This window comes from Gardnerella swidsinskii (genome assembly GCF_003397705.1).
Taxonomy (GTDB): domain Bacteria; phylum Actinomycetota; class Actinomycetes; order Actinomycetales; family Bifidobacteriaceae; genus Bifidobacterium; species Bifidobacterium swidsinskii.
Genome location: NZ_QJVB01000001.1, coordinates 89410 through 115917, shown reverse-complemented (window position 1 = coordinate 115917; position 26508 = coordinate 89410). Strand labels below are relative to the sequence as shown.

Annotated in this window: 18 protein-coding genes and 2 tRNA genes; 12 read left to right on the top strand and 8 right to left on the bottom strand. The window is 40.3% G+C overall.

Annotated features, from left to right (window positions below):
- Window positions 1-64: 64 nt before the first annotated feature.
- The 3 genes from D0T18_RS00490 to ftsY form a co-directional block, all read right to left on the bottom strand.
- On the bottom strand, window positions 65-1426 hold the full coding sequence (locus D0T18_RS00490) for an MATE family efflux transporter (RefSeq protein WP_004110141.1): 1362 nt from the start codon (window positions 1424-1426) through the stop codon (window positions 65-67).
- Window positions 1427-1846: 420 nt separating this feature from the next.
- Complete coding sequence (locus D0T18_RS00485; RefSeq protein ID WP_102703298.1) at window positions 1847-3625, bottom strand: ammonium transporter; 1779 nt, start codon at window positions 3623-3625, stop codon at window positions 1847-1849.
- Between the two features lie 162 nt (window positions 3626-3787).
- Window positions 3788-4969 (bottom strand): signal recognition particle-docking protein FtsY, encoded by a 1182-nt coding sequence (gene ftsY / locus D0T18_RS00480; RefSeq protein ID WP_102703297.1) that lies wholly within the window; start codon window positions 4967-4969, stop codon window positions 3788-3790.
- A gap of 188 nt (window positions 4970-5157) precedes the next feature.
- Between ftsY and D0T18_RS00475 the strand changes: the two genes are divergently transcribed.
- Window positions 5158-5418 (top strand): glutaredoxin domain-containing protein, encoded by a 261-nt coding sequence (locus D0T18_RS00475; RefSeq protein WP_004110149.1) that lies wholly within the window; start codon window positions 5158-5160, stop codon window positions 5416-5418.
- 71 nt (window positions 5419-5489) lie between these two features.
- Window positions 5490-5562 (top strand) — tRNA-Lys (locus tag D0T18_RS00470).
- 150 nt (window positions 5563-5712) lie between these two features.
- Here the strand turns inward: D0T18_RS00470 and D0T18_RS00465 are convergent.
- Together D0T18_RS00465 and D0T18_RS00460 are read right to left on the bottom strand one after the other, a co-directional pair.
- A complete protein-coding gene (locus D0T18_RS00465) occupies window positions 5713-7128 on the bottom strand; it encodes a DUF4032 domain-containing protein (protein ID WP_004110152.1) in 1416 nt (471 codons plus the stop codon).
- Between the two features lie 249 nt (window positions 7129-7377).
- Window positions 7378-8505 (bottom strand): ABC transporter ATP-binding protein, encoded by a 1128-nt coding sequence (locus tag D0T18_RS00460; RefSeq protein WP_004110155.1) that lies wholly within the window; start codon window positions 8503-8505, stop codon window positions 7378-7380.
- A 240-nt stretch (window positions 8506-8745) separates the two neighbouring features.
- Between D0T18_RS00460 and D0T18_RS00455 the strand changes: the two genes are divergently transcribed.
- Window positions 8746-9705, top strand: a complete 960-nt coding sequence (locus D0T18_RS00455; RefSeq protein WP_102703296.1) for a DsbA family protein — start codon at window positions 8746-8748, stop codon at window positions 9703-9705.
- A gap of 95 nt (window positions 9706-9800) precedes the next feature.
- On the opposite strand, the gene D0T18_RS00450 is transcribed toward D0T18_RS00455, so the two are convergent.
- Both D0T18_RS00450 and D0T18_RS00445 read right to left on the bottom strand, forming a co-directional pair.
- A complete protein-coding gene (locus D0T18_RS00450; protein ID WP_116440302.1) occupies window positions 9801-10772 on the bottom strand; it encodes a DsbA family protein in 972 nt (323 codons plus the stop codon).
- 132 nt (window positions 10773-10904) lie between these two features.
- The gene (locus D0T18_RS00445) at window positions 10905-12734 is read right to left on the bottom strand and encodes a serine/threonine-protein kinase (RefSeq protein WP_116440301.1); all 1830 of its coding nucleotides are present in this window, start codon (window positions 12732-12734) and stop codon (window positions 10905-10907) included.
- A 164-nt stretch (window positions 12735-12898) separates the two neighbouring features.
- Between D0T18_RS00445 and D0T18_RS00440 the strand changes: the two genes are divergently transcribed.
- The 4 genes from D0T18_RS00440 to D0T18_RS00420 all read left to right on the top strand — a co-directional run bounded on the left by D0T18_RS00440 (window position 12899) and on the right by D0T18_RS00420 (window position 16514).
- Window positions 12899-12975 (top strand) — tRNA-Thr (locus tag D0T18_RS00440).
- Between the two features lie 448 nt (window positions 12976-13423).
- Window positions 13424-14806 (top strand): aggregation-promoting factor C-terminal-like domain-containing protein, encoded by a 1383-nt coding sequence (locus tag D0T18_RS00430; RefSeq protein WP_116440300.1) that lies wholly within the window; start codon window positions 13424-13426, stop codon window positions 14804-14806.
- Between the two features lie 55 nt (window positions 14807-14861).
- Window positions 14862-15758, top strand: coding sequence for a 16S rRNA (adenine(1518)-N(6)/adenine(1519)-N(6))-dimethyltransferase RsmA (rsmA, locus tag D0T18_RS00425; RefSeq protein WP_116440390.1), 897 nt, complete (start codon window positions 14862-14864; stop codon window positions 15756-15758).
- A gap of 129 nt (window positions 15759-15887) precedes the next feature.
- Window positions 15888-16514, top strand: coding sequence for a LytR C-terminal domain-containing protein (locus tag D0T18_RS00420; RefSeq protein ID WP_116440299.1), 627 nt, complete (start codon window positions 15888-15890; stop codon window positions 16512-16514).
- Between the two features lie 58 nt (window positions 16515-16572).
- Here D0T18_RS00420 and D0T18_RS00415 read toward each other — a convergent pair whose 3' ends face one another.
- Window positions 16573-18045, bottom strand: a complete 1473-nt coding sequence (locus D0T18_RS00415; RefSeq protein WP_162861106.1) for a CCA tRNA nucleotidyltransferase — start codon at window positions 18043-18045, stop codon at window positions 16573-16575.
- Window positions 18046-18087: 42 nt separating this feature from the next.
- Here D0T18_RS00415 and D0T18_RS00410 point away from each other — a divergent pair, with 42 nt between their 5' ends.
- From D0T18_RS00410 to trxB, 5 genes are all read left to right on the top strand, one after another.
- Entirely contained in the window at window positions 18088-18864 is a 777-nt protein-coding gene (locus tag D0T18_RS00410; protein ID WP_103013873.1) for an NUDIX hydrolase, read from the top strand.
- On the top strand, window positions 18815-21238 hold the full coding sequence (locus D0T18_RS00405) for a DUF6049 family protein (protein ID WP_116432054.1): 2424 nt from the start codon (window positions 18815-18817) through the stop codon (window positions 21236-21238). Before D0T18_RS00410 ends, D0T18_RS00405 begins: the two co-directional genes overlap by 50 nt.
- Entirely contained in the window at window positions 21235-23031 is a 1797-nt protein-coding gene (murJ, locus tag D0T18_RS00400) for a murein biosynthesis integral membrane protein MurJ (RefSeq protein WP_064621505.1), read from the top strand. The genes D0T18_RS00405 and murJ overlap by 4 nt, the downstream gene beginning before the upstream one ends.
- Window positions 23032-23197: 166 nt before the next feature.
- Window positions 23198-25417, top strand: a complete 2220-nt coding sequence (locus D0T18_RS00395; protein ID WP_116440297.1) for a protein kinase family protein — start codon at window positions 23198-23200, stop codon at window positions 25415-25417.
- 34 nt (window positions 25418-25451) lie between these two features.
- Complete coding sequence (trxB, locus tag D0T18_RS00390; RefSeq protein WP_076002518.1) at window positions 25452-26393, top strand: thioredoxin-disulfide reductase; 942 nt, start codon at window positions 25452-25454, stop codon at window positions 26391-26393.
- Window positions 26394-26508: the final 115 nt, after the last annotated feature.

Genomic DNA, 26508 nt, shown 5'->3' with positions numbered 1-26508 from the left:
AAAACGAGTATAAACGCGCGCACGTATTATGAAAAAACGTAAATGTATTAACACAAAACTTTATTTACATTTTTAGCGCAGAGTCCATCCACGTATCATTTCTTATGCGCAAACTATTGCCTATTGCACGCCCCCCAATATAAACAGCATTTAAAACAACCCATAAAGTAATAGTTCTTACCACGTCATTAGCGTCGACGACGACATCAAAAACGCTTGTGAGCGCCAAAAATGTTAAATACACAGCAGCCATTACTGAGCAAGCTTTTGCTAAGTAACGGTGATCGCCTGCGCCAATTAATACGCCATCTAGTGCCCACATCCATCCAGCAAGAGGCAAGAACAATCCTAATATTGTCATACCTACAGAAATTAAAAACTGGATATCTGTATGCTGACTAAATAGTGGCGCGCAACTCCAACCCACGAAAATCATGAATAAACCGACTCCTACGCTGCTTACAGCTCCCACTTGAGCACAAATACGCGTAATCATTCCTGCGCGCTTACGACAGCCTGCACCTAGTGCTGCAGCAACAATAGTCTGCGCAGCAATACCAATTGCATCTAAAATATTCATAACAAAATTCCAACAAGAGTTAGCAACCTGATACGCGGCGAGAGTATTAGTACCGAGATGAGTCGCAGTAACAACCGTAGCTACCATGCACACGCGCAATGCAAGTGTACGAACAAACAAAGGCATACCAGTTCCAGCAGAATGTAGAATATGCTGGAAATGCGGTTTGAGACGCGCACCACTTTGAGTAGCCCAAATAACTGCAGGAATAGTGAGAACAAGTCCCATGTACCATTGCGCAATCATTGTTGCAATACCAGAACCAGCGATTCCCATATTGAGACCAAATACTGCGATTACATCGAGAATGGTATTTAGAACAGCTCCACTTACAGCAGCAAATAATGTTATGCGCACGTTGCAAAGACCGCGAAATATGCCATTTGCTGCATACACGAGCAACATCGCAGGCAATCCAGGCATAACCATTTGTGTGTAAACAATAGCATTTTGCAACGTAGAGCCACGCGCGCCTATTGCGTAACATAACGGTTCAGCGGCGAAAATAAGTATGACTGTAAGAATTATGCCAAGCAATAATGCAAGCCACAACCCATCCATACCAATGCTAAAACCTTCTCGACGCTTACCTGCGCCTAAGAGACGCGCAACCTGTGAAGTTGTATTGTAAGCCAAAAATAAGCAGAGACCTGTAGTAGTAAGAAGTACCGTTGATCCAATAGAAAGACCCGCTAGAGCACTTTTGCCAATATGACCAATAATAGCAGTGTCAATGAGTACAAATGCCGGCTCAGATATGAGCTGTCCAAAAGTCGGTACAGCTAGTAGCCAAATATTGCGCAGTACGTCTTTTTTGTTCTGGTTGTCCAACTTTTGATTTGTCATAATGCTTCATTCTACTGCTACTTTGTCACGCTTGCATAAAAGAAAATTGCAATATGCTAACAAATTTTATGCAAAAGCAATTGCGAGTGAAGTAACACAAATATGCGTAAATCGCAAATAAAAATATTATTTTAAAAAGTTATCCGCAGGATATCCACAATGTTATCCCCACTATGTGGATAAATTTGTGTGATGTCCACGTAGACACGCCTAAAATGTGGATAACTTATCTTTTTTATCCACATCAAGCAATTCGTGCGTGTCATATGAATAACTTATTCACTAAAAATAAGTTATTCATTAAAAAACTTGATTTTAAATTAGCAAAAATAGCAAAACCGCATATCTTAGATAAGACATGCGGTTTATACCAACATAATTCGAACTTGCTGCTAAATCATAACGCTTACGCACATGCGTCTATTCTTTAGCACTATTATTTCGTTTTTCTGTTTTTTTATTCTTTTGCGATGATTCATCTTTTTTTACAGTTTCAAACTCTTCTTCAGAAGAAGACTCTTTTTGCTCAACTTCAGATTTAGAATCAACCTCAGAATCGCCTTGCTCAGGATTTGCCTCAGATTGATTAACCATAAAATCAGATTGTTCAACCTCGTTTTCACCCATATCAATATCAACAGAAGTAAGAACAGCCATTTGAGTTTTATTTGCATCATCATCTGCAACAGCAACTACAGCGCCATCATGACTTTGTGCAATAGAAGAAAAATCGTAAGCACGCTCTCCTTGATCAACCAAATCAACGCCCTTACGTTCCTTAGCTTCCGAAATACGCCATCCAAAAAGCTTTTCAAGAACAAAAGCTAATACTGCAGTTACAGCACCTGCATAAAGCACCGTAATCCCAATTAAGCACAGTTGTGCAACTAACTGATGCCAATCACCAACAGCAAGTAATCCAGAACCATCAGCAAATAAGCCTACTGCAAGCACACCAATAAGCGCAGCAACACCATTCACGCTAACTACATGCAAGGCACCATCGTAGCGCACAAAAGTACGAGAGTGAGTCACTAGAGAAGTAATAACACCAGAAAGAACACCCAAAACTAAAGCCCACAATGGAGCAATAACATCCGCGGCTGCAGCACTTGCAGCCAATCCAGCCATAACACCAGACGCAGCTCCCAAAGCAGTAAAGCATCCAGAGTGTAAACGTTCAGTCACACCCCAGGCAAGCATTGAAGCAGAAGCAGTTATTGTGGAACTCACCCAAGCATAACCTGCAACTCCAGGAACGCCTGCAGAAGAACCAATCATTAACCCAAGCCAACCGAACCAAATCAAGAAAACGCCAAGCATAACGAAAGGAACATTATGCGGATGGCGAGCAGCAACACCATTTTCAACGGCTGACTGCGTTGCAGTGGATTCAGCAGCAACCTCAGTCACTGTAGCAACTGGAGAGACAACAGTCTCACTAGCAGCATTTTTAGCATGCTCAACATCAGCCCACAATGCGCGCGATAAACGACTTTTAGAATTACGCGAATTAGTAGCTCCAGAATTAGCATTGCCACTCGTATGCGCAACATTCTTAATATGCAAAACAAAACGCTTAAGAGGGAAGTGAGCATGTCCGCCAATAATCATAACAATTGCAAAAGCCGAAACAGCCGCAGCAATATGCAATATAGAGCCACCCGCGAAGTCATGCACTGAAATACCTAACGCCTGTGAAATAGCACCATTAGGCGAAAGCAATCCACCACCGCACACCATATGTGCTAATGGAGCGAATACTAAAGTAATCCACACAGCTACGAAAATAAGCCAAATAGCGTAACGCACTCGACCGGCTAGAGCTCCAGTAATAAGCGCTACTGCAACAACAGCACATGCTAAACGAAAAGCTGCAGGAATGCCGCCAGATAATCCGGAATTTGCGTCCATAGACGTAAACACACCATGATCTGCCACCATCGAATCACGGAATAGCAAACCACTCAATGGATCACCTATAACACCACCAGCCATATCTTTGCCAGCAAAAGCTAACGACCATCCCCACAGCGTCCAAACCAGTGTGGTTACAGCAATAGCGCCAGCTGAAAGCATCATCATATTCACCATGGAAGTAGCGCGTTCACGGCCTCCATAGAACAGGGCAATACCCGGCGTAATAATAAACACCAACGCGCCAGCCAACAATGCCCATTGCGGATCCATTGTGGTCATTTTTCACCTCAATTATTTGAAACAGCGCAACAATAACATCATTGCAGCTTAAGTATTACTTTATATAACTATTGTACCGAGAAACTCTTATAGCCAAAACTCATAAAGACTTTAGTGGAACATTAAAAACTACCACTCATGCAACTACATCAATGCTCAGCATTAAGCGAGCAAACCGTCTACGAAGCTTTGAGCATCAAACGGCACTAAATCATCTGGTCCTTCGCCAAGACCTACTAGCTTAACCGGTACACCAAGTTCACGCTGTACAGCTATAACAATTCCACCTTTAGCGGAACCATCAAGCTTAGTAAGGACTACGCCCGTAATGCCAATAGCTTCAGCAAATACTTTTGCTTGAGACATGCCATTTTGACCAGTAGTAGCATCCAATACCAGCAATACTTCATCAACAGGCATAGTTTTTTCTATAACCCTACGAATTTTGCCAAGCTCTTCCATTAAATTTGCTTTATTCTGCAAACGACCAGCAGTATCTACAATCAATAAATCAGTTTGCTCTTCTTTTGCCTTATTCGCAGCAATAAAAGCAACAGAAGCAGGATCAGCACCATCTTTATTTGCACGAACAACTGGCACGCTTACTGCAGACGCCCAAGTTTCAAGTTGATCAGCTGCAGCCGCACGAAAAGTATCTGCTGCAGCAAACATTACTGAACGTTTTTTGGCAATAAACAATCGCGCTAATTTACCAGCAGTAGTGGTTTTACCGGTGCCATTAACGCCGACCATCATAATAACGCTAGGATGATGCGCATCTGATTTATCTACATTTAAGCGTCGATCAGCGTCTTCATCTACTATTTTCAATAGTTTCGTACGCAATGCTGAATGCACATCTTCTGAATTAGAGGTACCAGCAATGCGTGCATCTTTGCGTAGATCTTCTACTAATTCTTCACTAGCTCGAGAACCAACATCGGCCATAAGAAGAGTATCTTCTACATCTTCCCAATCTTCTTCCGAAAGATGGTCCTTGCTTATGATATTAAACAATGCACGACCAAATGGATTTGCACTATGAGCCAAACGTTCGCGAAGACGTTTAATACGCGAAGAAGTACTTTCTGGCAATAATTCAGACTTTACTTCTTCATTAGGTACAACAGCGACGTTACTTTCTATCTGTTTTTCAGATTTTTTTGTTCCACGCGCTTTAGTTTTGCTTGTATCGATTGCACTATCAACGCTTTCAGGAATTACTGGTCCATGACTATTGCTGTGAATGCGCAAAATCACTGCAACTGTTACTAATAAGATGACAATAACAACAGCCGCAGCCGCAAACCAAATTAGCATGTTCATATCCATAACCATATTCATGACATCAAGACTATGAAAGTCAAGGGACACTAGCAATATATTTCACTATTTTTTCTCATCTTTGTTACACTTCAACGTCAATATGCTTAGGTACACCTGCATCTATTACACTAGTAAAAGTAGTAATAAATAGCACGAGCTATTTATTACGCAAAATTTGAATTCACAAAATCATTGAGGAGGATTTTATGTCAGATCAGCCTACCGTAAATGTATACGGTGCAGATTGGTGTGGAGATTGCAAACGTGCGAAAGCTGCGCTAATCCAGTATGGTGTGGCATTCGTTTGGCACGATATTGAAACAGAAGAGGGTGCTGAAGAAAAAGCGATTGAAATTAGCAATCAAAAGCATATTCCAGTTGTTACTTTTGCAGATAATACTTTTATGGTTGAGCCATCAGCAACACAAATAAAAGCAAAACTTGAGTCACTCGGAATACTGCAATAAATATATGTAACACGCATAAGTTAACACGATATTCACTTCGTCGATTGAATGTAGTACACTTAGCATTTGTTGCCCCTTTAGCTCAATTGGCAGAGCAGAGTCCTTTTAAGTCTTGGGTTGTGGGTTCGAGTCCCACAGGGGGCACTTTTTTATACCCAAATTTAGGGTAAGCGAGTAAACTGCAATAAAAAAACGGGGAGTTGAACTCCCCGACGAAAAATTCACTTAAAATCAAAGACGGCAATCAATGCCGTACTTATTGAAAATTAGCTAATTACTTATATAACACAATACTCAACTTGCCCAAACACTAGCATCTTGATCATCTTCATCTATATCGTGACCTACAGGTGCTGGAGAAGAATACGTGTATTCATCATCCACAACGCCAGAATCAGCATCTGCATTAATAGCAGCAAGAACATGCTTATCCATTTTGTACTGAGGAAGCACATTTTTAATATAGCTTGTCACAGCATCTTGCATAGCAACGTCATGGCCAACTTTTTCTGCCATAAACCAACGATGATCCAACACTTCATGGAAGAACTGAGCTGGTTCAATTTGCGAACGGAATTCAGGAGGTATCATACGAACTGTTGGCTCGAAAATTTCACGCATCCAATCAGTTGCGACGATTTCCAGCTCTTCACCTTGACGCCATGTAGAAGTGCGATATGCATCCAAATCGTTTAGCAGCCTTCGAGCCTGATTCTCTTGAACATCCAATCCAGTAAGACGAAGAAGCTTGCGGGAAGCATAGCCAGCATCCACAACTCGAGGTCGAACCAAAACCCTTCGACCATCTTCTGAAGTCTTCATCTCCAACTCATCAACATCGAAACCAAGCTCATTTAGACGATTAACACGACGTTCAATTCGCCACATCTCATCAGGACTGAACTTATCAACGTCAGTAAGCGTACTCCAAAGCGAATGATAGCGATCTACTAGACGATTGCCTATACTGATTTCATCTACTTCTGTCGGTAAAAGCTGACCGGAGCTCAAATCCATAAGCTCACCAATAATGTTGGTTCGAGCTAAATCGATATCGTATTCTCGTTGACCTTCTGTTAAACTTCCATGCAAATCACCAGTTTCTGCGTCAACTAGGAATGCAGAAAAAGCATCTGCATCTCGCAAAAACAGCACGTTGGAAAGCGATACATCGCCCCAATAGAAGCCAGAAAGATGCAAGCGCACCATAAGAACAGCAAGCGCATCGATAAGGCGCTCTGCAGTATCCGGACGCAACGTACGAGCAAATAATGCACGATATGGTAGTGAGAACTTCAAATGTTTCGTAACTAACATTGCCTCAAGCTTTTCACCATTAGCGTCATGGCGTCCTGCAACAACAGCTATAGGAGTAACTGTAGGCAACTCAAGTTTACGAAGCCTACGCAAAAGCTCATACTCACGTTCTGCAACTTGACGAGTAATTTCCTTCATTGCATACACTTCATCGCCAACGTGAACAAATCGCACAACGTGGCGAGAAATACCACGCGGCAAATTCACGAATAAATCAGCAGGCCATTGAGAAAGTGGTAATTCCCAAGGCAGTGTAAACATTTTTGGATTTGAACTAGCCGCAGTAATCTTCAGTGCCTGCGGCTCTTGAGAAGACGCATTCTCGTCCTGTGCAGATACCGAAGTTGCTTGCACAGCACGCGGGTCTAATTGAGGAGCGTCATTCCATTCCATAAAGTTTATTTACCAATCAAGCTCATGCCAACGATATCACTGCATTCCAGATAAACACAGCTCAACCACCGACGAATTATTGATAACAACTATATATAATAAGCGATGCATTGTAATGATGTATTATTGTACACTTATTATGCTGCTTTTTTGTGCCAAAAACGGGGTTCGCGTCATATTGCGAACCCCGCTCTATACCTTATACCGAAAGTTTGCTCATTAGCTTATATAAGCAGGCAAACCAACGTTTTAGTTCAAACGCAACTCCGTAGAAGGTGCGAACAGATGCATCTTAGATGGATCAATCTTGATCTTCACGGTGTCGCCAACCTTTGGAAGAGCACGTGGGTTCACGCGAATAGTCGTGAGCTTATTTTGATCAGACATCATAGTAGATGCTTCCTCAGGAGAACCATCGGTGATGATATTGCCATAGATATAGCCATCAGAACCGAGATCTTCCACGTTCATTACCTTCAAGGAGAACGCATTTGGATCATCGGATGTTGCCAAGCTTGCATCTTCTGGACGGAAGCCAACAATAATCTGTCCGTTATCTTCTGCAGTGAGCTTGTCAACAGCCTCAGCTGGAAGAAGTATAGAATCCTCACCAATCTGAGCTCGACCGTTTACAACTGGATGCTGATTGATATTCATAGATGGTGAACCAATGAAGCCTGCAACGAATACGTTTGCAGGGCGGTCATAAAGCTCAGTAGGAGCTCCAACCTGCTGCAATACGCCAAGCTTAATCACTGCAATGCGATCGCCCATGGTCAAAGCTTCGGTCTGATCGTGGGTAACGTACAGAGTAGTAACACCAAGCTGACGCTGCAAAGCAGCAATCTGAGTACGAGTCTGAACGCGGAGCTTAGCGTCGAGGTTGGAAAGAGGCTCATCCATGAGGAATACTTTTGGTTCACGAACAATTGCGCGACCCATAGCAACACGCTGACGCTGACCACCAGACAAAGCCTTCGGCTTACGATCCAAATACTCTGTCAAATCCAACACTTCTGCAGCTTTTTCAACACGCTTGCGGATTTCTTCCTTAGGAACACCAGCAATCTTCAAAGCAAAGCCCATGTTATCAGCAACTGTCATATGCGGATACAGTGCATAATTCTGGAAGACCATTGCAATATCGCGATCCTTTGGCTGCATTGTAGTAACATCCTGACCACCGATGAGGATACGTCCTTTGTTAACCTCTTCAAGACCTGCCAACATACGCAAAGTAGTTGACTTACCGCAACCAGATGGACCAACGAGTACGAGGAACTCACCATCTTTAATAGTCATGTTCAAGTCATCAACCGAAGGCTTATCGTTGCCCGGGTATATACGAGTCACATGATCAAATACAACTTCTGCCATGATATGTCCTTTCATCGGCAGGTACGTGCCGAACGATCCGTAGTGAAGGGTGTGCACTCATGACCCCAATTCCTACATCGGCGGGTATCAATCGTCCACAGTTTACTTACCTGGTCCATTGAAGGTTCTCTTCGTTGAGCCATGCCTTAATATATCATGTTTATCTTAGAAAAACAGCAAAAAATCAGTATTTTGCATAAACTCGGCGTGTCGAGTAAGGCGCACAAAAGGAGAATAACTATGGATCAACAACAAGAAACAACAAATAATGAAATGCAAAAATCAAATACCCCTTATAGTAAAAGCTTAATTGGCATCGTAATAGCACTAATTATTCTTGCATTCGCTGCAGGAGCTGGGTTTATGACTTATTACAATTCAATCAATAAACCACAAGTAAAAATTGAAAATCCAACAACCAATAAGCCAGATACACAAACTGAGGATACAGCAGACTCCCAAATAACCAAAGAGATTAAAAAACTGCCTTCTTCTGACATCCCACCAGCATCTAATTTACAAGGCGGAATTCTTCTTAGCAAAGATGGGTACGGCAAGCAAGCTGCTGGTGCTCCTACAGTTGCCACTTATTTTGATCCTTTGTGCCCTGGTTGCGGATCCTTTAATCGTACTGTTGATGAAACTTTAATTAAAATGGTTGAAGCAGGTCAAATTAACCTAGAACTTCACCCAATGTCATTCTTAAATCGTTTTAGCTCAGATCAATATTCTTATCGCGTCTCAGGCGGTATTGCCTATATCGCTTCGCACGACAACGATCCAAAGCATTTGCTTAAGTTCATCAATAGTATTTTTAGCGAAAGATTCCAGCCGGAAGAAGGCGACGGATACCAAGCAACACCAAATAAAGCTCTTATTGATTTAGCTGAAGATGCTGGAGTTGCAGATAAGATTGCGAATGAAGCATTTAACTTACACTATGTTAAGTGGCAAGAAGTTATTAATGAGAATACTCCAGAAGAAAAAGCTTTATGGAATGTTTCTGGCTCTAATAAAGGCGCTATGACAACTCCAACAGTAACAATTAACGGTAAGCTAGTAGATCTCAATGCAGCTTCTGAAAAGCAAATGGATCCTTTGGAAGCTATATTAAAGTCTTTGGGAATCGATAAAAAACATGTTGGCAAATCTGGTCATATGCCGAAAGTTACGTATAAGAGTAAGCCGCTTGAATTATAAATAAAATTAAGTAATCTCTATACTAAAACGGACGTTAAGAATACACTTAACGTCCGTTTTTATTTAATAATTTAGATTTCTATAATTTAGCTTATTTACAATGCAATAGGGGAACTAGTGTCAGACACTTTAGGCATCTGACCTGCAACTCCAACTTGTTTTTTATCCAGGCCGATGCAATGAAGCAGAGCATCAAGCACCTTCATTTTTTTCTCATTAATGGCATTCATATCAAGCAATTTATCGTTAATAGTTACAGTCGGCGTTGTCATAGATCCTTTATTTGGACCGCTGACATTCCACAATTCCTTACGATCAGGAGTGTATTTATTAACTAGCAGCTGCCACTTCAAATATTGGCGGTTAAAAGCTTTACTTGCAATTTCGTTTGGAATTCCAGATTTCTTAGCCAGTTTAATCAACTCTTTATTGCTTACAGGCTTATATCCCTCGCTTTCTTCCGGCTGGAATTTTTCGTTAAAAATGCCATTGATAAACTGAAGCAAATGCTTTGGATTGTTATCATATGAAGCGATATAAGCAATAGCACTAGAAACACGAGTCGAGTAATGGTCAGTAGAAAGTCCATCCAAGAATGACATTGGGTGAAGTTCTAGGTTAATTTGACCTGCTTCAACCATTTTAATTAAAGTTTCATCAACAGTACGATTAAAGGATCCGCAACCAGGGCACAAAGGATCAAAATAAGTGGCAACTGTAGGAGCACCAGCAGCTTGCTTGCCGTACCCATCCTTGCTAAAAAGAATGCCATTCTTAGAATTAACGCCGCTTGGACGAATACTTGGATCAATACTATCCAAATTATGATTAGATTTTGCAGATTGCTCTATTTTTTTCTGAGGCTGAACGTAAGCTGCCTGATACGCAGTAATGCCTACAGCAGCCAACATAGCCGCAACAATAATTACTACAATAACGCCGATAATTGCTTGCTGACGACGCTCACGCGCCTCACGCGCTGCACGTTCGCGATTTTCTATAGTTCTTTGTAGGCGAGTAGCAGATGAATCTCCCTGCTTATTATCACGCATCTGAATTTTAGGCATTGTTATCCTTCAACCATTTATTTCGCACACTAAGACTCGTTCCTAGCAGCATTCTTGCTAATGAAATAATAACTTCACCACAGTTTAGTAGATGGCATCAACGGAAAATACACATTACGTATCATACTATTTTTATTTTTCAAATGATTTTCCAGAATAAAATAACGCACCTAATCCTAAACGGAATTTTGTAGTCCACTTAACTGCAGCAAAAACAACCCATGCAACAATAAATCCTAGAGCATATCCAACTGCAGTACTTGAAAAAATATTAGGTGAGTAAGTTGGTAAAAGAATACGCAAGGATCCAACATCTATAGAAAGTAATTCAGGATTATTACCGCAGAAAAATGGATATATAACAGCTCCAATACCTCCAGAAACAACAATAGCTATAACTCGTGGAAGCATGTAAACAAATCCTCGAATAATATGCCACGGTAAAGTTGCAATAAGCACTACAGAATCATGGCGAGGAATTATTCCATCGTTAAGTTGCCATCTTCGCAAGCTTGATGAAATACTGTAGCCGGATGTTGCACTAATCCACATAAAAACCATCGCAAAACCAATAGAATCGAGAATGCTTAAGCAAGCAATGGCTAAATGAAGAATTATACAAATCAGCAGTATCCATGTTCCTCTACGCGCATAATCATGTTTATTAAGAGCAGGATCAACAGAAGACACTTCATCACTTTTAACGTGTAGAGAATCACCTGCTTCATTTTCAATATTGCCATTATCAAAAGTGTTATCAGAAGAACGAATAAGTTTTGAAGATTGTGCAATGCGTGAATTGTTTGAATTGTCGTCCTGTATATTCTGAAAATCTACATCGTTTAACGCATTAATTCGTGTTTTTTCATCCACACAAAATGTTTTATCGTCTTCACTATTATCTAATGAATGTGGCATAACAGTAGTAGAACGAACAGTTACGGTTGGCATTTCTCCATCAGAATTAAGATTTGTTATGCCAGCTGTACCAGCTGCATCGCAGGTACGAGAATTTGTTAGTATAGCAGTTTTTTCTTTTGTTTCACACCACATTTTACGCATAGTTATGTTAGTGGCATTACGGTCAAAAGGGCGGTTCACCTCCGGCCAGGCTAAAGGATCCATAGCATCTTGACTAATTGCATTTTCTAAATCAGATGGCATGCAACGCTGCTCTCGAATCGGATTCAAAGCCTTACGAAAAGCAGCCATTGTTCTAGGAGGTAACCCAGTTAAATCTGCATTGCCTGAGGCAGCACGCTCCAAAACCGCCATCATAGGCTTTGTGCCAAAAACAGGCTTACCGGTAGCCGCAAATGCAAGCACAGCAGCAACAGACCACCAATCTGTAAGTTCATCTGAATCTCCGCCTTCAATAATTTCTGGAGCAATAAAACCAGGAGTGCCCATCACTAATCCCGTGCGAGTAACATGGCTTTCACCTTCACCCATCGCAATCCCAAAATCTACCAATACAGGTCCAGTAGCAGAAATCATTACATTAGTTGGTTTAATATCGCGATGAACAATACCGGCTTCATGAACTGCTTTAACAGCTTCAATAAGCTTATGCGCAAGACGCTCCAAATCATCTGCAATATAAGGTCCATTCTCATCCACGTCTTCGCGCAAATTATGTCCTTCAATCAACTCTGTCACAATAAAAGCGATTGAAGCATCTAATTCCATATCCACTATCGCGCAAACACCTGGATGATGAATCCTCTGCAAAGCCAAAGCTTCACGTTTTAAACGTATTCGAGCGCGTTCCTGCTCAGAATCTTCATCTTCACTCTGTTTTGCATGAACAGACGCACGTAATATTTTCATAGCATATTGATTGCCGCCATCGTCATTAACGCGCCAAACTGACCCCATTGCGCCGCCGCCAAGCCTAGAAATAAGCGTGTATCCGCCTACATTATTCCCTGGTTGCAAATCGAACATGCTTGTATCTTCCATACTGCATTATGTTAATGCCTTATATTGCCAAATACGCAAATATAAACAACAAAAAACACGCCGTTTCTATATTCAACATCGCCGTAATTTTGTAATGACGTGGCATATGGTACACTAATCAATTGTTCTACTTAGCATGATTCGTCATGCTAACGAGAAACTTCGCCTCCTTAGCTCAGATGGCCAGAGCGGCCGCCTTGTAAGCGGCAGGTCGCCGGTTCGATCCCGGCAGGAGGCTCCATTTTTATTCCACTCGTTTCGCGAGTATTTCTTATTTTCCATTCACATATTCCAGAACTATAGTTTTGTTATCTTTCGTATCACATATAATGACGTGAAATGATTAAAGCAGAGGGGATAGTGGCTAATTAACTATTCAAAAATAGAAAAGATTTTTATTTTTCATATACAGTGCCAAATTATGGCGTATTATGAAAATAACAAATCTATATCTGTGCACATGATCATCTTTATAACAAAACTTTTCGCGAGTAAGAACTCGGGAACCTTCCCCCAACTCAGGGTTTCCGAGGTGAGAGTGGAGCGTCCCCCAACCAGCTCCACCTCATAGGGGGCGGGAATATCCCCTTCTCTCCCGCCCCCACTTTTATTTTGTTTTGCACTCAATTTTGAATGCAATACTGAAGGTATAATAGAGAAGTTAGCATTATTGCAAAGGGAGTGATTGTATGGCACGTCGATGGACGCCTAGACGATTAATAGTGATGCGTCGTGCAAGAATAATCGCCTGCGTTTTATCTATATCACTCACAGCAACAAGCTTGTTTATATTTACAGCTAAAAAATCTGTTGCAATGATCATAAATGGAAAAACGCATATTGTAAGCACTTATTCAACAAATCCAATACGTTTATTGGAAGAACAACACGTGCCAGTAAAAACTCACGATCAAATTATTTCTTCTTCTGGAGATATTCTCACAAATCATTCTACTGTAACAGTTCGCAGTGCTTATCAAACTTCTATCACTGTAGATGGAGTAACTATACCGTTCTGGACTGTTGCAACTAGTGTCGATCAATTAATCGGCTTTTTTAAAGCTAATGCTAAGAACGCTTCACGAATTACAGTAAATTTGCAAAATATTTACGATAAACTCACTTGCGGCTTATCAATTAATAAAAAAGGTCCAATTAGCGTTATCGCTGACAGGAAAACACGCATTGTGCAAAATGGAGACTTACCTGCGAGCGCAATTCTTGATTCTCAAGGTATAGTGCTCGGCAAGGAAGATCGCGTAAGCGTAGAAGAAGATGATGGAAATACTGTTTTACGTGTTTCTCGAGTTACTCATGGCAAAGAAAGTCGTACAGTTTCATTACCTTTTGCCACACAAACTGTAGTAGATCCTAAACTTCCAGCGAATTCTCGCGTTGTACAACAAGTTGGCGTGAATGGTGAGCGCGAAGATGTTTATAACGTTACATACGTAGATGGCAAAGCAGAAAGCGCAACTTTAGTTTCGCAAAATTTGGTAAAGCCTGCAGTTAATCAAGTTATTGCTGTAGGTAAGGCTGCTCCCGCACCAATTCACAAAAATAATACAAATACACAAAAGTCAAAACAATCCAAACAACAAACAAACACTCAACACAAAAAGCAGAATACTGAGCAGCCTGCAAAACAGGAGAAGAAAAACAGCCAACAGCAAACTCAACAACAAACCGCATCTGCTGCCCCCGCACCTGCAGCTAATCCACCTGCACCCGCTCCAAGCTCTAATCCCGATAGCCTTGTACATGCTACTCCACAACAAGCTAAACTATTTGCTCAGGGCGCGGCTGCGCAAATGGGTTGGACCGGTAAAGAATGGGAAGATCTTTTATGGTTATGGAATAGGGAATCTGGATGGAGATGGAACGCAGAAAATCCTAGCTCACACGCTTATGGCATTCCTCAAGCTCTTCCTGCAAATAAAATGAGCAGCGCAGGAGCGAATTGGCATGAAGATGCCGCAATACAAATTAGCTGGGGTCTAAGTTACATTAAGAGCAAATATAAAACACCTAGTGGAGCAGTAAAGCATTCGCGCGAAATTGGCTGGTATTAAAAGGCAGCATCGTGTTTTAACGCACTTTGGCGCAACGGATTAATTGTTACGAAATTTGGACGGTAAAACTTTGACAGAAATCAGCATTGAAAATGAAGGTCAGCTTTTAGGTGCAGCAGATATTAGACGTATTGCTGCCGAGGAAGGCATTACTCCTACCAAAAAGTTTGGTCAAAATTTCGTTATTGATCCTGGTACAGTGCGAAAAATAGTAGCGGCAGCTGAAGTTAAATCTGGCGATATCGTTATGGAAGTAGGGCCTGGTCTTGGTTCTCTTACTCTTGCAATATTGCAAACAGGAGCACAGCTTACTGCAGTAGAAATAGACCCTCCGCTAGCTCGACGATTGCCGCATACTGTAGAAGAATTTATGCCTCAATCCATGCGAAAATTTAATGTCATTCTAAAAGATGCTTTGACAGTAAATGCCGATGATGTTCCACAGATTGCGCAGGCTAAACAATTTACTCTTGTTGCAAACCTGCCATACAACGTTGCGACGCCTATTATTCTTACTTTGCTAGAAAAATTTAGTAACTTACAGAATTTTCTAGTTATGGTTCAAAAAGAGGTAGCAGATCGTTTATGCGCACAACCTGGGAATAAAGTATATGGCACACCAAGTGTTAAGTTGGCGTGGTACGGCAAAGCCCAACGCGCAGGGCTTATCGGTCGTAATGTATTTTGGCCATCGCCAAACGTTGATTCAGCATTAGTTTCTTTTACTCGCAATTGCACAGGCAAAGGTGACAATAATGAACGTGAGGGAGTATTCGCTTTCATTGATGCCGCCTTCCAGCAACGACGTAAGACATTGCACGCAGCTCTTAAAAATCAAGTTCCAGAAGAAGCATATAAAAATTCTGGAATTGACCCAACTAGACGCGGCGAGACGCTTACTTGCGATGAATTTATTGCTTTATATCGCGCATGCAAAGATTGTAAATTATAAATAAAACGCATATTTATTCGTTGAATAAATATGCAAAATAAAATATTACGCAATGAAATATTACGTATATTCTGCAGCTTGTGTAAACTTGCTGCTAACAAAGTTACAAACCACAGATCGGAAGTGAACATGACGCAAGAATACGACGAACGTATTGCTCGTAAAGCTTTCATGTATCAAAGAAAAAGATCTGTACTCACTACAGTGGGCGTAGGCTTGGGCGTCACTTTTATATTTGCTTTACTTGTGCAATTCCACGCTTTTGGCATAAATTCTGTGCGTGCTCCAAAAGATAACCCAAATTACGGCGTTCCAGCTCCATGCGCAATAATAGGAAAAGAAGGAGCCAAAGCCCCTTACGTAGATAATAGATCTGTAGCAATCAGAGTTCTCAACGGCACAAAGTTCCGCGGTTTTGCTCGCGCGGTTGGCGAAGCTTTAAACGCTCGCGGATTTAACTTAACAGAAGTTAACAATAACAAATCCAGTAACATTAAACGAACAATCATTTACTTTGGAAAAAACGCTATTAATGAAGCTTATACAGTAAACGCTAATTTTACCGATGCAATTATGCGAATGGATGATAGAAAAGATAAGCTCGTCGATATTGTGCTTGGCTCTACTTTTAATAATCTTCGCCCTAAAGTAGATGTTCCAGCAGCAGGCGCAGCAATACATGAAGTGCAAGGATGTATAAGAGCTGACCTTATGAAAAATATTCCCAAGGCAGATCAGCATAAGGAAGTTAAATAAAAAAGAGTAGCAGTAAAATATTTTATACTGCTACTCTTTTATTTAAGTGAAGAAACTTTTACTTTTTGTACGTTTCCTCATACCATCGCTGTAATTCTTCTACAGCAATATCATGGTCTACCGGACCATTATCGAGACGGTAATCAAGCATATGCTTATAAGCCTCACCAACTGTTGGACCTGGTTGCAAATGCAATAATTGCATTATTTCATTACCGTCTACATCAGGTCTAATAGCGTTAAAATCTTCCTGCTTTTTAAGCTCCTTTACGCGCTCTTCCATCTCGTCCATCGCATGCTCAAACATTAACGATTTGCGACGATTCTGAGTGGTTGCATCTGCTCTAGTAAGTCGGTTCAACCGCTCATACAGATGTCCTGAATCTTTTACGTAACGACGAACTGCAGAATCAGTCCACGGTTCATCAACATACCCATGAAAACGCAAATGCAAATTCACTAATTCAGTAACATCTTCGATAAGATGATGATCAAAATGCAGTGCTTTCAAACGTTTACGAGTCATTTTTGCGCCAACAACATCATGGTGGTGGAAACTAACTTTCCCTCCATCTTCAAATTTTCGAGTTTTTGGCTTCCCAATGTCATGCAATAAAGCAGCTAGACGCAATGTTAAATCTGGAGACGGCACTGAACCTTCCTGATCTGTTTCCAAAGCTATAGCGCGCTCAAGAACCATCATTGTGTGTTCAAAAACGTCCTTATGACGATGATGCTCGTCAATTTCAAGCTGTAAAGCTGGAATCTCCGGAAGAACACGCTGAGCTATACCAGATTCAACAAGAGCTTCTAATCCTTTACGAGGTCTGTCCGAAAGTAACATTTTAGTAATTTCGTCGCGAATTCTTTCAGCAGAAACAATATCTAACCTATCTGCCATGTCTACAATCGCTTCAGCAGTATTTGCTTCGATACTAAACCCAAGTTGCGCAACAAAACGAACTGCACGCATCATACGCAAAGGATCGTCATCAAAAGATTGACGAGGATCAACCGGGGTTCGCAACACGCCTTTAGCTAAATCACTGGCACCGCCAAAAGGATCCACAAACTCTAAATCTGGCACGCGCAACGCCATTGCGTTGACAGTAAAATCACGCCTAGAAAGATCACCTTCTAAAGTATCGCCATATTGCACTTCAGGTTTACGAGAATCTGGATCGTACACATCAGAACGATATGTAGTAATTTCAACTTTTACTTCTGTACCATCAGCACGTCGACGCATAGCTCCCAACGTGCCAAATTTACGACCCATATCCCAAAAACCATCATGTCCCCAGCGACGCAAAATATGTTCAAACTCTTCGGGTCGAGCTGATGTACAAAAATCAAGATCATGCGACACGCGATGCAGTAGCATATCTCTCACAGGACCACCAACTAATGCAAGTTCATAATGACGCTCAGCAAAAAGTCGCCCCAACTCTATAGCTTCAGGCCAAACTTCGAAGTTCTCAGTCACCCTTACCGACACCCTTTCAGCAAAAATCAATCTATATTCCAGCATACCGTTACCCCAATGCACAGCGGATTGAGTAATGTTGACTATATGATCACTCCTGCAGACTTACGACGTACGCTCGCCAAGCTTGCGGATAATCATGCCCAAAATCAAGCTGCTCCTGTTATTACGCCACTTGATTTAGCTAAAATGCATAGAAAAAAGTCTTGCCATCAAGACAGTTGTGAAGAACAAAATGTTGTTGATATTCCGCTGTTTTCTAAGGATGACAGCACTGCGCAAGACTCAGGATCGCCGGAAGATAATCTTCAAAAAACATCTTCTTTCTCAGGCGTATCTCCAGCACTTATGCCACCACGCAGACAGGCAGATACTCCTACAACTTTTGCTTCTTTAGATGCGCAAGACTTGCCAATTATTCGAGAATATTCCGCAGGCGGTTTAGTATTTGACTCTCTCGGGCGTGTCGCAATTATTGCTCGTCATTCAAGAAGCGGACACCTTGAATGGTGTCTACCAAAAGGACATATAGAAAAAGGTGAAACACCTCAAGAAACAGCAGTTCGCGAAATTCATGAGGAAACGGGTATAGTTGGCGAAGTAGTAGATTCGATTGCCACAATCGACTATTGGTTTACAGGCACAACGCATAGAGTACACAAGCTAGTGCACCATTTTGCGTTACGTTACGTAAGTGGCGACTTATCTGTATTAGGAGATCCTGATCACGAAGCAGAAGACGCAATATGGGTGAATTTTAAAGAACTTAATGCAATATTAAGCTATCCAAATGAACGTAAAATTGCATGGCTTTATGCCAAAAAAGCACATAGGCGGTCTAACAGTGAAGAAACTCACGCGTAAACATCAGACCACAAATGCGTCTACTGTTCTAAAGCAGAAGGCACTTTCATACGTATTTTCTTTATTACGAGTTACGTTACATACTTGCTTAATTTCTGCACGTTTTATTTTTATATTATTCGTAGTATTTGCAACAATTTTTGCTTTTCCAACAGCAAAATATGCAGGATTAGCAAATTACGCATATGCAAACACGAAAAAAGCAGATTTATCTGACAAAACTTCTACAAGACAAAATAAAAAACAATCTACGTATGAGAATCCGCATAGCAAGGGCATTGAAATAGATATAACTCAAGCAACGCCTGTAGTAACAGATAAAAGCGGATACCACCTTACTGCAACACTAAAAGCCGTAAAAACGGCACTTCCAGAAGGCACTTTACAACTTTCTATAAATTCCAATTACACTTTTGTTTCGCGCACGGACGTGCAAAATTGGTCGCAAGAGGAATCTCTTATACCAACTCCTCAAATTTTAGATTCCGTAAAAACTCCAAGTTTAGCTTCCGGTCACACGTGCACTCTTAGCTTTAACATACCTGCAGATAAACAAGAATTACGTTCCATCCTGAATTGGGGTCCCAAACCATTAAAAATTACGTATTTCTCACAAGATTATTCAAAATACAAATCGATACATTCTTTTTTGACAAGAGCAAATATTGGCATGCACTCAGCTAACTTACCAGCGATGAAACTTACTGCGCTCATGCCAATATTAATTCGTACACAAAACGATTTACGCAATTTTAAAGCTAATAACATTCAACCTAGCGATCATTTAGAAATGTTACTTAGAGCAGACAAAGATAGTATTCACAACATTATTGGGAAAGCTGATTTAGCAAATAAACACTCAAAATTACAAACAATCGCAGATTTAAGCACAATACAAGCATCGCATTTAACACTCAAACCAAGCGCTTATATGCAACAATCTGGTTTTGATATCAGTGCTTATGCAGATGACAATAATGACGATTTGTATAAATCGGCAGGAATTACTAAAGAAAAATGGTCTGCAAAAAATTCGCAATCGCAGAAAAATATTACTAAAGCAAATAATTCAAAACAAACAGACTCAACTAATCATAATTTAAATAAAGCTTATGCATGGCAAACATACGGCAAATGGACTATTCATGCACTAGAGCAAGCAAAACGTAATGGATATGAAACTGTTATTGCAACAGACGAATTTGACAATAATGCTTCACAGTTTGCTGTTAGAAATGGCATATACGATATAGATACGCCTGCAGGGAATGTGCGAGTTTTGTCACCTCAATCAGTGCTTACTCTTCTGGCAAACGGAAAGCCTACAAGCGATAACGCAACAAGCGAACGAACTCAGGCTGGGCGCATTAATCGTTTAGTGGCACAAAGCGCGTTCTACCAAATGGAACAGCCGTATGTTGATAGACATATTCTCATTACTTTTTCGAATAATGCATCTAATTCAAATATTGATGCTGTTATGAACGCATTAGAACAATCTCCTTGGCTGTCGTTAAGCGACTTGCAAACAATGGCAAATACGAAGCAAAATGCCTTGCCTGACTGGAAGAAAAATTCCATAATGCGTGAAATATCTCGCAACAGCTCTATAAGCGAGAATATTACTGAAAAACGACGCTCTTGCCTAAACGATTTGTCACATTCAAGGAAAGACGTTTTACGTTTTACTAAGAATATTCTCGACTATAGTTCCGCTAAGCATCCTCATAATACTGAGGGTGACGCTCAAGCACTTGCAAAACAAACAGCCAAAACAAAAAAACTTATTAACATAAAAGACTTAGAAAAGTATTTATTACGCTTATACGACGATATTTCTTTGCACGAATTTACCAATAATACGATCGAGCAGCAAGATTCAGCCAAAACTACTGCACACAGCAAGAAAAATAACAAGTCTTGTATAAGTAAAAATACTGCTAAGACTTTTGCAAATACACTGATGAATGGCATTCACATAATCCCACCGCATGATATTACTGCCGTAAGCGAAACAGCAAGCATGCCTATTACGATAAGCAACACATACTCTTACCCTGTGCAAGTGTATTTATCTGCAAATACTCATGCTATGGAAATTGTTACACGCCGTAAAACTTTAGTAAAAATTCCAGCTAATAGCGAAACTCAAGTAACTTTACCACTGAGAATCACTACATCAATTCACACAAAAGCTACTTTTGTGCTTGAAGACAATCAGCATCGCGTATTTGCAAAAGAACAAAGCACACTTATTACTAGTACACTGCAAATTAGTGATAAAAGCGGTACGATTATTATAGTATTTGCTTTCATTCTTGGTCTTCTTGGCCTTTGGAGGCAATTCCACCGTAAGAAGGATCCAGACGAATGAGTTCAGTAGGTCGAAATTCTGTAATTATGGCTAGCGGAACAGCCGCATCACGCATTACAGGTCAAATACGTACTATCTTATTAGCAGCAGCCCTTGGAACAACAGGTTTAGCAGCAAACGCATATCAAGCTGGATCTATGATTCCACAGCTAATATATACGCTTGTTTCAGGTGGAATTTTCAACGCTGTATTAGTACCGCAAATTGTTCGCACTCTCGAAAAGAAAAATGCCGAGGAACGCTTAAATAAACTTATTACATTTGCAATTCTTCTGCTTCTCGCGCTAACAGTTCTTATGTCTATAGCAACGCCTGTGCTCACTATGCTATACGCCGGCGGAAGCGCCGAAATGCAAACATTAACATGTTCATTTACTTTATGGTGCATGCCTCAAATTTTCTTTTACGGTATTTATACAGTACTTGGGCAAGTTTTGGCAGCAAAAGAGCATTTTGCCATGTACGCGTGGAGTTCAGTTGCAGCAAATATTATTAGTTGCCTAGGCTTTGGCGTTTTTATCATCATCTTTGGTAAAGCAAATAGGATGCCACTAAGTTTTTGGAATGGCAATACTCTTTTGCTCACTGCAGGATTCTGGACTATTGGCGTAGCAGCACAAGCCTTAGTGTTATTCCTACCTCTTATAAAATGCGGAATACACTACAAGCCAAGTTTTGGTATACGAGATATCGGTTTAAGATCAATGGGCCCTGTTGCTGCATGGAGCATGGGCATTGTTATTGTTACACAAATAGTTGTAATGATTACTACACATATAACAACAAGCGTCCCATTTGTTGCCGAAAAACGTTTAGGATTAGATCAGTTTGAAGTAGCAGGTAATGCTACTTATCAAAACGCTTACACAATGTTCCTATTGCCCTACTCTTTAGTTGCAGTATCTGTTGCAACAGCAATTTTCCCTAAAATTTCACGCTCCATTGCATCTCACGATTTACATAGCGCGCGCAATGATTTAAGTGAAGCACTCAGGCATGTAAGCATAATTATGTGCTTCTTTACAGTCATTTTTATTGTTATTCCGACACCTATTTCGTTAGCTTTAATACCATCAATAAGTGTTCAAGAAGCAAACCTTATGTCTGCACCTCTAATGATGCTAGCTTTTGGCTTGCCTTTAACTAGTAGCTATTTGATTATTCAACGCACATTCTTTGCTTTTGAAGACGGTAAAAGTCCTTTTATTTTCGCAGCAGCGCAACTTCTTACTGAGCTTTTTGCCTTTGTATGTTGCATTAATGTACTGCCACCTACTTATTGGGTTACAGCTTTAGGCTCATCAGTTTCAATAAGCTACTTCTTGACTTTCCCATCACTTGTTCATATGCTTCGAAATCGTTTCAACAATGACTTAGATGATCGAAATCTTGCAATTACGCATATAAAAATTACTATTGCTTCAATAGTATCTATTGTTGTTGGTCTCTTAGTGAGTAAACCGCTATTGCATGTTTTAAACTTCAATTCCCCACATATGCATGGAATATTAAGGTGGGTATACGCAATACTTATTTGCGCAATAACAACAATTATTATTGCTGTTGTTTATCTGTCAGCACTCTTACTTTTGAAGACCAGAGAACTTGTAGATTTGTCTGCCCCAATAATTAGTAAGCTTGCCCAAAAGATTCCTGCTCTTGCTCCTCTTGCTAAAATTTTTGAAGAAACTGCAAAAAGTCAATCACAGCACGAACAGAAAAATCTTAGAATTCCGCGTAGAATACAATCCGATGCAAAATATCATGATTCTTCTAACAGCAAAAACTTCTAAGAGCGTAGTTTCATATTGAGCTTTTCCTTAAAATATGTGATTATTTGGGAAATTATTTCAATAACAGCAAAATGCTGTACATAACATGACGGCTCACCAGTACAATTATGTGTTAGTAAAAAATGTTAAGTTACTTATTGCACATGCGTAGGAAGATGAGGAACAAATGGAACCTCGGTTAGGAGATATTGTACTAAATCGATACGTACTAGTATCGCTTTTGCGCAACGAAGCAGGCTTGCAAGTATGGCAAGCCAATGACCGCATACTTACGCAGGATTGCCAGCTTTTTATTGTACGAGATTCACGTTTTTTGCCGCAAGTAAATACAATTGCATCAACCTTGGCTTCATCGCATAGCCGCAAGTTTACGCAAGTACTTCAATTACGGCATCATGATTCTGTTGCAATTATTGTTACAGCTTTAGATCGCGGTATTACTATCAATGATTATTTGGCTCTTAAAAAAGCACCTTTAAGCTACGAAGCAATAAGAACTATTGTTGCAGAAACTGCACAAGCTTTAAGCAGATTACTTGCTAGCAATATTACTCACCACGCTGTTTCTAGTGACACTGTTCGCATAAGTTCTTCAGGAATTGAGTTAGCAGATACTCCAGTAAGTCCTCTTTTGGAAGATGTGACTCAAAAAGATGATGATCAAATTCCAAGGCAAAATGTTGAACATATTGCAACTAAGCAACTTGCATCATTGTTATACACTTTGATTACTAGAACTTCTTCTCGAATACAAGCTCGTTTTGATGCGTCTCTTTTGCCAGATAATACTCCTTCAGAATTTAGGATGATTTGCACAAGAAGCCTAGCTTCAAATAAAAATAACAACGTAATACCTATGGCGTCTATTGCAGAATTAGTAGCATTATTAGGTTCATACACGCCTTTATCGAAGCTCGCAACAAGAGATATTGTGCTTGATGGTAAAACAAGTGTTGCTTCTATTAGCAATGTTCGACTTTGCGAAGCAAAAGATGATTGTATACTACCTTTGCCTGAAGGTCTTTCACAAAGTGAAGAAGAATTTGATGCACAATTAATGCAAAGAAATAATCAGGATTCTAACGATTTTTCTTCAACTAATTCAGCCAACACTATTTCAAATAATACAAATGGATCCGCTAAGTTAAGTGATAGCTTCAAAAATGCTGGAAGAACATTGGGATCTCTTCTTAAAAGAAGCAATACTAACTCAGATTCTGAAGGCATTGGTAACAATAGTTTTAGTGACGAAACTAACACTAATACAGATATAGATTTTCATGATATTGCAGCAGCAGAAATGGCTAGCATTCTCGCTCCTACAGAACTTGATACAGACGATGCTCTTTTCCCAACATTGTCTGCTTCATATAAACATTTTCCCGATACTGCTACGTCTAAAAATATTTTTGATCACGTTGAAAATACAAGAAATCAAACTTCCAAAAATACTATTAGCGAAACAGGCGTAGTTAGTAGTTTTGATTTTGGGCATCTTCTTACTGAAAATAATCAACACACAGAATTAATCTCAAGACCACAAAACTTAACTTCAGAAGGCGAAGCTACTGGTCGCGTTCCTGTTGTTGATTCTCACGGAAGATTTGTAGCTCCTGGAGAGGAATCAGCAAGAGCACTTAGAGACGAAATAAACAATGCCCAAAACGACGATATCCAAGAAAATGGAGCACTTTCTTTGCCGCCAAGCTTCCAGCCTCTGGAACAAACTGCTAATTTGCACAAACAAAAGCAGAATACACAAAATAACAACACTATTGCAGATGCTAAGATTTGGTGGGGTCTTTCAACCAAAGTTATTGTTATCGGGGCTGTTTCGTTACTCCTTGTAGCTGGATTAGCTTTGGCATTACATGGTTTATTTGGCAATCATGAAAGCACAGGTAGCTTCGGAAACAACGGCTCATGGGATAGCACTAGTCTAGAAAATGTTCCGTTTGGTAGCCAAGGTATTCTTCCTCAAGAAAAACAACCTGTTAAGAAAAATATGGGTCGTAAGCAAGTAAAACCTGTGCCTAAGCCTAAAATTCCTACGAATAACGTTGCTTACGAAGCTGATCGTTATCAATTCTTAAGCTTCCCAGCTAATCAAGCTGGATATGGATACTATATCCACTTAACTGAACCACAAACTGTGTATCGCTTCGTTGTTTCGATACGTTCCTCTGGAGGTCACGCATATTTGTTGGCAGATACTAAGGATGATCCAACTAAGGGAACTCAAGTAGCAGAATTTACATTCGATGAAAGCGGAACAACAGATGTAAAACTTAAGAAGATTGTAAAATCTCAAGATTTCATGCTATGGGTTCCAAAAGATAGCATGCCTAAGAACAGTTTGTACATCAATTCTGTAAAACTGTATTGAATCTCTTAAATAAGTGCTTTTAAGGAAATAAGTAATGGAAAATAAACTTCGAAAAGTTATCATAATTGGATCCGGACCTGCAGGATACACTGCTGCAATATATTTGGGTCGCGCTGGGTACAAACCACTTGTTATTGCTGGAGCTCTTACTCCAGGCGGTCAATTGATGAACACAACGGAAGTAGAGAATTATCCAGGATTCCCAGAAGGTATTTTAGGTCCTGACTTAATGGAGTCTATGCAAAAACAAGCTGAAAAATTTGGCGCAGAAGTATTGCTGAACGAGGTCGCTTCTGTAGACTTTAAAAGCGCTGTGAAACTCGTTACTACCGATGACGGTATAACTTATGAGTCCGACGCAGTTATTGTCTCTACGGGCTCGCAAGTGCGCAAATTGGGTGTTCCAGGAGAACTCGAGTACTCCGGCAGAGGTGTATCTTATTGCGCAACTTGTGACGGCTTCTTCTTCCGAGGAAAACCAATTACTGTAGTTGGTGGAGGAGATTCTGCTTTTGAAGAAGCATTGTTCCTCACACGATTTGGTTCTTCTGTTACTTTAATTCACCGCAGAGATGAATTCCGCGCTTCAAAGATTATGGTTGACAGAGCAAAAGAAAACGAAAAAATCAAATTTATTACAAATAGCGTTGTAGATGAAGTGCACGGCAACGATGTAGAAGCTACTTCACTTACTGTTCGCAATGTTATTACAGGAGAAACTCAAGAAGTTGAGTCAGCTGGATTGTTTGTGGCAATTGGTCACACTCCTGCAACAAAGTTTTTAAACGGCCAATTAAAACTTAATGAAGATGGAACAATTGTTGTTGATGGTGCAACTACTCGCACTTCTGTTGAAGGCGTTTTTGCTGCGGGAGATGTTGTCGACAACATGTATCGTCAAGCAATTTCTGCAGCAGGAATGGGATGCAGAGCAGCTCTTGATGCTCAAACTTATCTTAACGAAAAATACGCTTAAATCTTACTTATTACACAAAGGCTTACTAAAAGTAAAAGCATAAATACAATTAAATTTACGTGTGACATTACAGTCTAAGCTATTATATTGTAGACAAATGTCACACGTATTTTAT